The 12,649-nt window shown below is 39.5% G+C and carries 11 protein-coding genes; 5 read left to right on the plus strand and 6 right to left on the minus strand.

Features of this window, described 5'->3' with window-relative positions:
* The 4 genes from kdpB to kdpE all read left to right on the plus strand — a co-directional run.
* Nucleotides 1–1,160, plus strand: a 1,160-nt coding sequence (gene kdpB, locus Phpb_RS26860) for a potassium-transporting ATPase subunit KdpB (protein WP_240492539.1), incomplete at its 5' end; no start/stop codon positions are given.
* A gap of 11 nt (nucleotides 1,161–1,171) precedes the next feature.
* The gene (gene kdpC / locus Phpb_RS12155; protein ID WP_065390560.1) at nucleotides 1,172–1,759 is read left to right on the plus strand and encodes a potassium-transporting ATPase subunit KdpC; all 588 of its coding nucleotides are present in this window, start codon (nucleotides 1,172–1,174) and stop codon (nucleotides 1,757–1,759) included.
* A 2-nt stretch (nucleotides 1,760–1,761) separates the two neighbouring features.
* A complete protein-coding gene (gene kdpD, locus Phpb_RS12160; RefSeq protein ID WP_065390561.1) occupies nucleotides 1,762–4,455 on the plus strand; it encodes a two-component system sensor histidine kinase KdpD in 2,694 nt (897 codons plus the stop codon).
* Nucleotides 4,452–5,144 (plus strand): two-component system response regulator KdpE, encoded by a 693-nt coding sequence (kdpE, locus tag Phpb_RS12165; RefSeq protein ID WP_205634771.1) that lies wholly within the window; start codon nucleotides 4,452–4,454, stop codon nucleotides 5,142–5,144. The genes kdpD and kdpE overlap by 4 nt, the downstream gene beginning before the upstream one ends.
* 65 nt (nucleotides 5,145–5,209) lie before the next feature.
* Here the strand turns inward: kdpE and Phpb_RS12170 are convergent, their stop codons facing one another.
* The 6 genes from Phpb_RS12170 to Phpb_RS12195 all read right to left on the minus strand — a co-directional run bounded on the left by Phpb_RS12170 (nucleotide 5,210) and on the right by Phpb_RS12195 (nucleotide 11,480).
* The gene (locus tag Phpb_RS12170) at nucleotides 5,210–6,022 is read right to left on the minus strand and encodes a Cof-type HAD-IIB family hydrolase (protein WP_065390562.1); all 813 of its coding nucleotides are present in this window, start codon (nucleotides 6,020–6,022) and stop codon (nucleotides 5,210–5,212) included.
* 34 nt (nucleotides 6,023–6,056) lie between these two features.
* Nucleotides 6,057–6,731, minus strand: a complete 675-nt coding sequence (locus Phpb_RS12175; protein WP_065390563.1) for a formyl transferase — start codon at nucleotides 6,729–6,731, stop codon at nucleotides 6,057–6,059.
* Nucleotides 6,728–8,584: an aminotransferase class I/II-fold pyridoxal phosphate-dependent enzyme gene (locus Phpb_RS12180; protein WP_065390564.1), complete on the minus strand. Its 1,857-nt coding sequence runs from the start codon at nucleotides 8,582–8,584 to the stop codon at nucleotides 6,728–6,730. Before Phpb_RS12180 ends, Phpb_RS12175 begins: the two co-directional genes overlap by 4 nt.
* A gap of 113 nt (nucleotides 8,585–8,697) precedes the next feature.
* Nucleotides 8,698–9,894 (minus strand): SidA/IucD/PvdA family monooxygenase, encoded by a 1,197-nt coding sequence (locus Phpb_RS12185; protein ID WP_065390565.1) that lies wholly within the window; start codon nucleotides 9,892–9,894, stop codon nucleotides 8,698–8,700.
* Nucleotides 9,887–10,282 (minus strand): ParB N-terminal domain-containing protein, encoded by a 396-nt coding sequence (locus Phpb_RS12190; protein ID WP_065390566.1) that lies wholly within the window; start codon nucleotides 10,280–10,282, stop codon nucleotides 9,887–9,889. Before Phpb_RS12190 ends, Phpb_RS12185 begins: the two co-directional genes overlap by 8 nt.
* Nucleotides 10,248–11,480: an MFS transporter gene (locus Phpb_RS12195; RefSeq protein ID WP_065390567.1), complete on the minus strand. Its 1,233-nt coding sequence runs from the start codon at nucleotides 11,478–11,480 to the stop codon at nucleotides 10,248–10,250. The genes Phpb_RS12190 and Phpb_RS12195 overlap by 35 nt, the downstream gene beginning before the upstream one ends.
* Before the next feature lie 690 nt (nucleotides 11,481–12,170).
* Between Phpb_RS12195 and Phpb_RS12200 the strand changes: the two genes are divergently transcribed.
* A complete protein-coding gene (locus Phpb_RS12200; protein ID WP_065390568.1) occupies nucleotides 12,171–12,599 on the plus strand; it encodes an EamA family transporter in 429 nt (142 codons plus the stop codon).
* The last annotated feature ends 50 nt before the right edge of the window (nucleotides 12,600–12,649 follow it).

Below are 12,649 nucleotides of genomic sequence, written 5' to 3' on the forward strand. Positions count from 1 at the left end.
CCGCGGGTGATGTGGATGTGTTACTACTGGATAAAACCGGTACCATCACCTTGGGGAATCGCCAAGCCTCTCAGTTTCTGCCCGTGCCCGGCATAACGGAACAGCAGTTGGCGGATGCCGCTCAACTCTCTTCTTTAGCCGATGAAACACCAGAAGGCCGCAGCATTGTCATTCTGGCAAAACAGCGATTCAATCTGCGTGAACGTGATCTGCGTTCACTGAACGCGACTTTTGTGCCTTTCTCAGCCATGACTCGAATGAGTGGCGTTAATGTGGAAAACCGCATGATCCGCAAAGGCGCTGTCGATGCAATCCGCCGCCATATTGAAGTCAATCACGGAAAGTTCCCTGAAGCCGTGGAAATTTTGGTGCAAACAGTAGCACGTAAAGGAGGTACGCCGCTGGTTGTCGCAGAAAATCAACAGGTACTGGGCGTTGTCGCGCTAAAAGATATCGTAAAAGGCGGCATTAAAGAGCGATTCAGTGAAATGCGCCGTATGGGAATCAAAACCGTTATGATTACCGGCGATAACCGTCTGACCGCAGCCGCGATTGCCGCAGAAGCTGGAGTGGATGACTTTCTGGCGGAAGCCACCCCCGAAGCCAAACTAGCCCTGATCCGCCAATATCAATCCGAAGGCCGTCTGGTCGCCATGACAGGCGATGGCACTAATGACGCCCCTGCACTTGCTCAAGCCGATGTTGCTGTCGCTATGAATTCAGGCACTCAGGCAGCCAAGGAAGCCGGCAATATGGTGGATCTGGATTCCAACCCAACCAAACTGATTGAAGTTGTCCATATTGGTAAACAGATGTTGATGACACGTGGCTCTTTGACCACATTCAGTATCGCCAATGATATCGCAAAATATTTCGCCATTATCCCGGCGGCGTTTGCCGTCACTTACCCACAATTAAATATCTTGAATATCATGCATCTGCATTCGCCCACTTCGGCGGTTTTATCGACCGTTATCTTTAACGCACTGATTATTGTTTTCTTGATCCCATTGGCGCTAAAAGGCGTGAGCTATCGACCAATGAATGCCTTGTCGCTTCTACGCCGCAACCTGTGGATTTATGGCTTAGGTGGTCTGATAGCGCCTTTCATCGGCATCAAACTAATAGATATGTTGCTCACTTTGCTGATACTTAAATAAAGGTGATGAAAATGATTTGGTTACGTTCTTCCGTTGTGTTGTTGATATTTCTGACACTGATTACCGGCGTAGCTTATCCATTGCTGGCAACAGGTTTGTCAGAACTGATGTTCCCTTATCAAGCACAAGGCTCCATAGTCAAACAAAATGGTCAAACCGTTGGCTCTGAACTGATTGGTCAACCCTTTGCTAAAGCAATCTATTTTCACGGTCGCCCTTCTGCCACCGTAGATTATCCCTATAACGCTCTGTCCTCTGGCGGCAGCAATTTAGCGCCCTCCAACCCGATATTGGATGATGAAATCAAACGCAGAGTTGAGCAACTGCGCCAATTTAACCGCCAGCCAGACACTCCTGTACCCGTTGATCTAGTCACCGCATCCAGTAGCGGCCTCGATCCTCACATTTCACCCGCCGCCGCTGACTTTCAAGCACAGAGAGTCGCTGACGCACGCCGTTTACCGGTTAAAGTGATAAAACAATTAATCAGGGATAATATTGAGCTGCCCCCATCGGAATTCCTCGGTGAGCCGGTGATTAATGTGTTAAAACTTAATCTTGCCCTTGATAATTTGCATAAGAAAAAACAGAAAGGCTGAACATGGATCAACACGAACCACAGCGCCCTGACCCGGATGAATTACTGATACTGCTTAACGAGAAACAGCGCGGTAAATTAAAAATATTTTTCGGTGCCTGCGCCGGCGTGGGAAAAACCTACGCCATGTTGCAGGAAGCGCAAAGATTGCGTGCTCAGGGGTTGGATGTGGTTATCGGCGTGGTAGAAACTCATGAGCGGCAAGGAACTGCCGCTTTACTTGATGGTTTGCCACAACTGCCACTTAAACAGATCCACTACCGACGGCGCAGAACCACCGCCTTTGATCTTGATACCGCCATTGCCCGCCACCCGGCCATCATTTTGATGGATGAGTTGGCATTCACTAATCCCCACACCAGCCGTCATCCCAAACGCTGGCAAGATGTTGAAGAATTACTTGAAGCCGGCATCGATGTGCTAACCACCATCAACGTTCAGCATCTGGAAAGCCTCAATGATGTTGTGGGTGATATTACCGGCATCCGGGTCAGGGAAACTATCCCTGATCATATCTTTGATCAGGCAAATGAAATTGTTTTGGTTGATCTACCTCCAGATGATCTGCGCCAACGGCTCAATGAAGGTAAGGTCTATATTCCTAGTCAGGCAGAACGTGCCATCGAAAATTTTTTTCGCAAAGGGAATTTGATTGCATTACGGGAACTCGCTTTACGCCGGACGGCTGATCGTGTTGACGATCAAATGCGTGCTTTCCGCGACACACAAGGACCTGAACCGGTCTGGCATACCCGTGATAATCTTCTACTATGCATCGGTAATAGCTCAGGTAATGAGAAACTCATTCGCACTGCCGCTCGCCTTGCGGCCCGATTAGGCTGTATCTGGCATGCCATCTATGTTGAAACCCCAAAGCTGTACCAATTACCCGAAGGTAAACGGCGCACTATTTTAAAAGCACTCAGATTAGCGCATGAATTGGGGGCTGAAACCGCGACACTTTCCGATTCAAACAAAGAAAAAGCGGTATTACGTTATGCCAGAGAACATAACCTTGGCAAAATTCTGATAGGCCGTCGCTGTACCTCCAAACAGAAGTTGTTTGGCTGGCAATGGCGTCCTGGTTTTGCTGACCGATTGGGAAAACTCGGGCCAGATTTAGATTTGGTCATTGTCGCATTAGAAGAACGCAGCCACTGGGATAAAGAGCATGATAACCGCCCTGTGAGTGAAAAATGGCGAGTACAGATTCAAGGCTGCCTGATCGCTATCGCGCTCTGTACACTTATCACCTTGTTCTCCCGAACATTCTTGCTGACCCTTGATAAAGCCAATCTTGTCACGCTCTATCTGCTTGGCGTCGTCATCATTGCGCTATTTTACGGACGCCGACCATCAATCTTTGCCGCTTTTATTAATGTCATTAGTTTCGATATCTTCTTTGTACAGCCTCATTGGTCCCTTGCTGTTACCGATATGCAGTACCTGCTGACCTTTAGTGTCATGCTGATCGTGGGCGTCGTCGTTGGAAACTTAACCGCGGGAATGAGATATCAGGCGCGAATTGCCCGTTACCGTGAACAACGAACCCGCAATCTCTATGAAATGACCCGTGAGCTGAGCCGAGCGCTGAATGAAGAAGATATCGCCCGCACCAGCTACCATTTTCTTACCAATGGTTTTCAGGCTAAAACTGGGCTCTTTTTACCCAACGACGATGGCAACTTATATCAATTGACGACAAATAATGGCGGTCACATGCTGATTGATGACGCCATTGCAAAATGGAGTTTTGATAAAAATCTGCCGGCCGGAGCGGGAACCGACACGCTACCTAGCGTACCTTATCAACTACAGCCTATTGCTACACCTTCTCAGACACTGGCTGTATTGGCTATTGAACCATCCTATTTACGCCAGTTACTGATCCCTGAACAACAGCGATTACTGCAAACATTTACCGGCCTCATCGCCAATGCCTTGGAAAGACTGCAACTCTCTCGTCGGGCAGAATCGGCGAAACTGGATACAGAGCGGGAACAGTTACGTAACTCGCTTCTGGCGGCCCTGTCTCACGATTTACGCACGCCGTTGACAGTCCTGTTCGGACAAGCAGAAATTCTGATGTTAGATCTATCTGCCGAAGGCTCTCCGCATACCAAACAGGTAAATCAGATCCGCCAACAAATTCTCAGCACTTCCCGTCTGGTTAACAACTTACTGGACATGGCGCGTATCCAATCGGGAGGAATTCAGCTCAATCTGGAATGGCAATCGCTGGAAGAGATCGTCGGCAGCACCTTACGTTCTCTGGAATATGCGCTCAATCGTCACCCAGTCGCGGTTTCCCTGCCATCCGATTTGCTGTTGCATTGTGATGCGAGTTTACTGGAGCGGGTATTTATCAACCTGTTGGAAAACGCAATCAAATATACCGATGATCAAACACCACTGGGCATCAAAGCGACAACCGAGAAAAATCAAATTCATATTGAAGTTTGGGATGCGGGTAAAGGCATTCCCCCGGAACAAGAACAATTAATTTTCGATAAATTCTCCCGCGCTCGTAAAGAGTCCGCCATTCCGGGCGTGGGCCTTGGATTGGCAATTTGCCGGGCAATTATTGAAATCCACCAAGGAAAGATTTGGGCGACCAATAACGAAAAAGGTGGAGCAAGTTTTCACTTTGTTCTACCGTTAGAGAAACCGCCAGAAATTATTACTGAGGAGATGTGATTATTACCAATAATAGCACCATCTTAATTATTGAAGATGAAAAAGAGATCCGACGCTTTGTCCGGTTAGCGTTGGAAGGTGAAGGCTATCGCGTATTTGACAGTGATACGCTGAAATGGGGCCTGATTGAAGCGGGAACCCGTAAGCCTGACTTAATTATTCTCGATTTGGGCTTGCCGGATGGTGACGGTATTAATTTAATCCGTGATCTGCGCCAATGGAGTTCAATTCCCGTTATTGTTCTCTCTGCCCGTGATAAAGAAGCGGATAAAGTTGCGGCATTGGATGTCGGCGCTGATGACTACCTGAGTAAACCCTTTGGCATCAGTGAGCTATTGGCAAGAGTCCGGGTTGCCTTACGTCGTTTTGCCAGAACCAATAAAGAAGAGTCGATCATTCATTTTTCTGATGTCGTTGTCGATTTGGTTAACCGCCGAATCACCAAAAACGATGAAGAACTGCATCTCACCCCGATTGAATTCCGATTATTAGGTGAATTATTGGCGAATAGCGGCAAAGTACTCACCCAACGCCAATTACTCAACCAAGTTTGGGGCCCTAATTATGTTGAACACAACCATTATTTACGGATTTATATGGGGCATTTACGACAAAAATTGGAAGCTGACCCAACCAGACCAAAACATTTACTGACTGAAACCGGCATTGGTTATCGGTTTATGCCTTAATGCCTGAAACACGAATCAAATCTCTTCATGTCTCAGGCAATTAACATCTCTCAGCAAAGCTTAGCTTATTTCACCTGACACACATATTCAGACAAATAATAAGCGACAGACTCTTCGCGGCAAGAACCTATAACATCTGCATGAGGAAGCGCTTGTTTAACCCTATCCTGTGCCGTGCCCATGATGACCCCTTTAGCGGCGGTTGAAAGCATTTCTACGTCATTCATACCATCGCCAAACGCAATAGTTTGGTTGATTGGGACGCCAAGAAACTCAGCTAACTGAATTAAAGCCCGTCCTTTCGAAACACCACTACCCATTACCTCCAGACACCAAGGAAATGAGAAAGCGACACTGACATTATCAGAAAATAGATCAATTAAATGACGTTCTAATTTAACCAACGCATCATGATCTCTCTTCTTATGAATGAAAAAGATTTTCTCAACCGCATCACAAGGCATTTCATCAGCCTGTCTAACTACGGGATTAAAATTATCATTCTGATTAAAATCACTGAAACTATGGTGTAGCTCACTGGTTAACCATTGGGAACCACAATACATATTAATCACTAAATCCTGATCCGCCTGTGTTTCCTCAATCACTCTTTTGACTACATCACCCGGTAGATATTGTCTGATATCCAATTTTTTACAGGCACTAGTCAATCTGGCGCCATTAGACGTAATCAGATGTACCGGTATATCAAAATCACCAATAATAGCGTTAACATCAGTATGATGCCTGCCGGTGGCAAATACGATCTGCTTGCCTTTATTTGACAAATCAGTCAACACCTGATGGGTAAATTTACCTATCGTATCCCCGTGAAGTAATAGAGTTCCATCAAGATCTGTAGCAATAAGATTATACATAAGCGCTTCCCGGTACATTAAGAACCATTATTATCTACGCTTGATTCAGCAATTCAAGCGATGCTTTCTTGGTAAATGTCATCCTTTCTTCCAGACTATGATTGTCCTTTTCATAATAAATCGTTGCCTCTGAATTAACCTGAGGTCTTGGTGTTATTCTTTCCAATATTGGCATTGTGTCAAGGAATAATTGTCTGGAATAGTTAATAGCCCTTGTATAAGTATCAATAACCTCTTCAAATTCAGGGTAAATAGAAAATGAGATCTGATTGACAATCGGCCCCGCGTCAATACCTTCGTTAATTTCATGGATCGTCACACCGTGGGACTGTTCTCCATTTTTCAATGCCCAGTTTACCGGCCTTACGCCGCGATATTTAGGCAAATAGGACAAATGAATATTCAATATTCTCTTACAAGAATTAATGAATTTTAACGGTAATATCCGCTTATGAAACACGACAAAGCATAAATCACAAGTGAAATCACCACTTTCATAACCAGGCAGATTCTCAACTTTATTATCCTCAATAACAGAAATATTATTTTGATAACAGAAGTCGATTAACGTCTGATCAGTGCTTACGGGTTCGAATTTATCTGCCACCACATGCAATATTTTATACTCTTTATGATTTAAGAAATATTGACAAATGAAAATTGCCAATTCTCCTTTACCACAAATTACCACTGTTTTTGGATGGCTCATTCGCAAACCTCATTAACTTTCTTAACCACACTAATATCACTAATATTAATTAGTCCCTGCATTACCATACGCAATGAACGTATTAAAATTTCATTATCGCTTGGTGTTCGGCAGGAAATACGCAAATACCTATCAGAGTCTATATTTCCTTTACCAGAACACTCTTTTACATATAATCCATGAATATCTAAAAGTAACCGTGATATCGTTTTTGCATCAGAAACATGCAATTTACAGTAAACAAAATTAGAATCCGTTTCATAGGCAGTAATACCTTCGATTGAATTTAATTCTTGCTGTAATTTTAACGTATCAATAATCACTTGTTCACAACTTAATTTATAACTCTCTCTATATTGAGGTAATCTCAATAAAAACTCTTCAGCAAAACCATTAATATTCCAAATGGGTAACACAGCTCTTATTTTACCAAGTAACTCCTGATTTGCAGTGGCAATATATCCTATACGAATACCACCAATCCCGAAGGTTTTACTCATACTGCGAATGACAGATAAATTCTTATAGTTATCTAAATGCATTAACATTGTGTCATCACGCATTTTAGAGAAATCTAAGAAAGATTCATCAACAATTAAGTGGATATTTAATGCTAACAATTCTCCAGCCAAATATAACAGGCTATCAATAGGTGTCAGTTTACCTGTCGGATTATTAGGTGACTCAATCACCACCACATTTGGCTTCTCTTCTTTCGCCAACGTTAATAGTTCATCAATATCTATCTCAAAATCTCGGCTCTCTTTACTATAGCTAAATATTGTTCTGTCTTTACCAAAGCAATTAGCATACTCATTAAATGATGGCACAGTAACTAATACTCTACCTTTATAAAGGTCAGGAAGCCGTTTAATTATCTCAGCAGCACCATTTGCAATACATAATTGTGTTCTCTCTATCCCAATAAATTCAGATAAAGCATGTTCGACTAAACGATTCCCACCAGGATAATTTAAAAATATTTCATCAAAATTATTCTTTATTTCATTTTTCAATTTCTTAGGTGGAAAGTTGAAATTATAAATTAAGCCAAAGTCAATAATAGGATAACGCCAGTAACCACCGTGCCTATTTTGAATAAGATCTAATTTATTATTACTTGAGATAAAGTCACAAATAGTAAGATCATAAGTATTATCTACCTCATACCATTGAGAATGATCAACAATAGTTGCTTTAAATTCAGCGATATTATTCAGTAAAGACTGTTTAAATATATCCTCATAATATAGCCCTGTCGACCCATTACTAACATAATTTTCCAATTCCTTAGTAATATGTTCAGCAAAATTAGCGGTGCAAATATTATAAATATTTACCGTCTTATATTGACCTTCTTCAACCTGATAATGGCTATCCTTAGTAGAATTTAATGCAATAATATTATCTTTATCTATTCTTGCATAAGTCCCTTCCATATTGCCACTAAGAGGAGAAACAAGGACATTGAGATCTCCTGCTTTTAACATCACTGTTTCCAAACATTTCTTGGTGAAGAAGATATCCCCTTCAAGGATCAGCGTATCTTGCTTAATCCAATTCCTGGCAAGATATAAAGAATAGATATTATTGGTTGATTCCCACTTTTCACTATTAACAAATTCAATATCCAGATTATATGTCTTTTGTTTAATATGAGACATTAAAATATCACTTTTATAACCCACCACAATAATCACTTTCTTAATACCGACAGCTTCGATATTTTTCAGCGCATTATCGATAAATGATGTTTGATTTGTTTCTACCAAAGGTTTTGGTTTATTTGCTGTTCTGGTAGATAACCGGCTGCCTCTTCCGGCACAGAGAAGGATTGCTGTTTTTTTATTCATAGTCTTAATAAATTATTTTAAATTGATGTTAAAAGGTTATTTTATTCTTAAATAATAATTAACCTAAAATATAGTCCGTTAATAATGATATAAAATTGATATTGAATTAAATATTAATTAAATAAGAGGTCATATATAACATGCTGATATACCCAAACCCCATCAATTCTTCCGTGGAAACTTGCCTCACCACCATTTTCACCACCCGTCTTTACACCAGCCCCCAGACCAAATGTATGAAAATTATTGAGCGCTTCGCCTGACGTTGATACAGGATTTAATTTTTCGTTGATCAATAAACCATATTTATCACTTTTAAATTCAAGAGTAATGTTATTTTTATCAATAATTTCAACAAGTTTTGAGTGATATCCCGTACAGTGAATCAATAAATCATCACCATTAATACGTTGCATAACTTCATCACTCGATATTTCTGAGATATTTAAAATAGAAATATTTTTATGTCTTCTTTGTTTAAGTTGTTGAGCAAATACAAAAGAATCATATCTCAAACCTGAATATCGGTTAACCCGCCCACTTAGAGGACAGATATCTTCCTGAGTGAAAGCATAACCGTAAGATTCCGCACTTGCAGGTGAATCAAAGAACAATTTAAAATCTTTATTAACCAGAACATTTATCTTACCGGTAAACTTTAATTGCTCTATCAGCCGAATTAAACAAGAAACAGAACTATGTGACGAACCCAATATTGATATACTTTTTATATCACCTTTATCTATAACCTCATCATAGAAACCTTTAATGAAATCACCTGAGGTAATATTGTTGCTAGTATGCAATAATTTGGATTCGTTTGGAGTTCCACCTATATTAAACAGTACTTTTCTCGCTGATACAATATAATCTTCATTATTTTTATGATAAGTTATATCGTAGTTACCATCTTCATTCTGCTTAATCTTTTTTACTTCCGCATCAGTCCAAATATTAAACCGATCTCCATATTTGTTTTCCTGAATAAAGCGGGCGATTCTCTCCAAATATTGGCCGACAAATCTCAATTCAACTGGCTTATCTCTATTGGCGCTAAAATGTTCCCACTCTGATGTCGATCTTATATATTGACTAAGTTCGTCATCACAACCGTCAAACTTCTCTAAAAATACACTACCTAAAGAGTTCGCGGTAATTTTATATTTCTTTAATGAGCCAGAACCCACCATCTCTGTTTTTTCTAAAATCAGACAATTTTTTATGGCTTCATCTTTTAATAAATCCGGGATTAATGAAATATTCGCAGGCCCCGCACCACACATTACCACATCATAAAACTGTTTATTCATTGACAAACCCTAACATTTTTAACGAAATTTGTGTTTCAATAACATTTCCGGCAAACTCATGACGAGTCTGTTTATAACCAAGAGGTTGCCCATCCAGACCCGCCTTAATAACATCACAATGGCTAATTGTTTTATTCTCATTGCGGGAATAAACTAACAGCTCCTTCTCATAATCAAATGCCAGACAAGGAATGCAACTTAATTTTAGTGTTTTGGCTAATTCAAGCCGATGATGACCATCAATAACCACATTCGTTGCTTCATCAATCCAAATTGGTTGAGTCCAAAAACCTTCAAATTTAACTTTTTCGATTAACTGCTCGACACGAACAGGACAATGTAATTCAGTTGGTCTAAGATTTGAGACTTCTTCTAATATTAATTTCATGTTTATCCCTTAGTTTAAACATCCGATAGAAAACTACCAACATCAACACACTTAATATCGCCAATAATTGAAACAACACTCCACCATCAAATAATTGGATAACAGCACCACCAACCAATGGAGATATAGAAAAACCAATACTATAAAGTGACGCCGCACCAAAATATGCTCCACGTAAATCATTTGGCGCCAAACGATCGATAAAAACATTCACACATGGAAACAAAATAGTTTGACTGATACTCATGGTAAAAGCAGCTATATACCACAATAAATAAACATCATAATACTTGAATGAAATAAAGAACATAAATTCAGATAAAATGAGTAATACAGATCCTATATTTATTTTCGTTTCCAATTCCATTTTTTGCGTTAACATGGAAAACGGTAACTGCATAACGACAATGGTTATCGCATGTAACATAATAAGCGAAGCAATAAACTCAGCATACCCATTAAACCCTAATGAAGCAATTAACTGTGGTAAAGTTGAATCAAAATGACCAAAAATAAACATCATGAGAATATTATTGATGACCAACATTAAAAATACCCGATCATTCAATAAAACCTTCATCGTTCCTTTAAAGTCATCATTATTTGTCAAGTTTATTTTTATTTTCTTACCAAACAGATAAACAGGGATCATAAAGATTACATAGGATATCGAAACAATCAGAAAAGAGATAGAATTAATATCCAGACTTAATTTTACTCCTAAATAAGGCCCGACTACCGCACCCGCATTTAGAAATAAATATCTTAAGTACATGGCATTCTCTCTTACCTGTTTTTCTTCAATAATATCACCGATAACCGCTTTTATTGGATTATTCACCAGCGCCCAGGAAATATTCGCTAATAAAGTGCCAATAATAAAACCAGACTGATGTTCAGATAACCATAATATTAAATATGCCAATGAAGATATAAGACATCCAATGATAATTATCTTAGCCCGACCGACTTTATCAGAGAAGTAACCTGCATAAAAACTTAATATCGATGAAATCGCAATCGATAAAGAGAGAACTAATCCAATCATCGACGCTGTAAAATGGAACTTTGTATATAATATGATAGATATAAAAGGCCATACCATCATTGATGTTGATCTTGTTACAAAAGTCCCAATAAATAAACCCCATATACATGCCGGTATGGCTGTATAACTCTTAAGAGAAAAATTTTTCATTGTTATGTACTTATATTATTTATATTGATATCTTCTAAACCAGGTATTTAAAATACTTATGAAAGCACATAAAATCCACTTTCCTCTATAAAAAATAAAATGTAGAGGAAATCACTAGGATGATCTGTACGATAAAGTAAACTCAATGATATATGATTTATTCTTAATATATTATCAAAACAGATTTTAATTGCAAACTAAATATGACACTTTTGTTACATGTTAAACGTAGATCAAATGCTGGTGATGTGAGTAAGCAACATAATGGCATAAGTATTTTACACTTTAACAGGCAAAAACACAGGTAAAAAGGGCTCTTAATAGCAGATAAAAATCTTTTAGTTCAATCTTTATCTATTCAAATAATGATCAATCAACTGAAAAATCCAGCTTAATTTAACCAAAAATAAACTGTAATATTATATTCAAAGTGAAATAAATAAATAAAACTGTATTTTAGTTTAATTGCTAAACTCCTGTGGGGATAATTATTATTTATAGATTTTTATGAAGCCATCTGAGATTAAAACTGGAAACCATTTCACAGGCCCAAAATATTCACTAACTAAAATTGGGATTAGTAATGAGTTTATTCTTTAATTTCCTTAATGAGAGTAATGGTATATTCAAGCAAAGAGAACTGTCTTATCATCTCAGCTCATTTGATATTAACAACAGGATTTATTCACGATGGGTACCTGGCTTATCTATGCCTTATTATCAGCATTTACTGCCGCTTTGGTCGCTATCTTCGGGAAAATCGGTTTGCAAGATCTTGATGCCAATACAGCAACAGCAATACGCGCAGTCATTATGGCGTTGTTTCTTGTCGGCGTCGTTGTAGTTCAGGGAAAATTAAATCTGGTCAGTGAAGTACTGGCAAATCGCAAAGCGTTGCTTTTTATCGTTTTAAGCGGTGTGGCGGGGGCATTGTCATGGCTGTTCTACTTTCTGGCAATCAGAAACGGCAATGTTTCTCAGGTTGCCCCGATTGATAAACTCAGTGTCGTGTTTGCTGTTATCTTGGCCGTTATCTTATTTGGTGAAAAGATATCATTTATGGCCGCAGGTGGTGTTGCACTGATCACTGCCGGTGCATTAATGGTTGCCTTGGGCTGAAAAATAAAAAATCCGCAAAAGCCATTTCACCATTGCGGATTCTTTTTAAT

Source organism: Photorhabdus namnaonensis (assembly GCF_001684335.1).
Taxonomy (GTDB): Bacteria; Pseudomonadota; Gammaproteobacteria; order Enterobacterales; family Enterobacteriaceae; genus Photorhabdus; species Photorhabdus namnaonensis.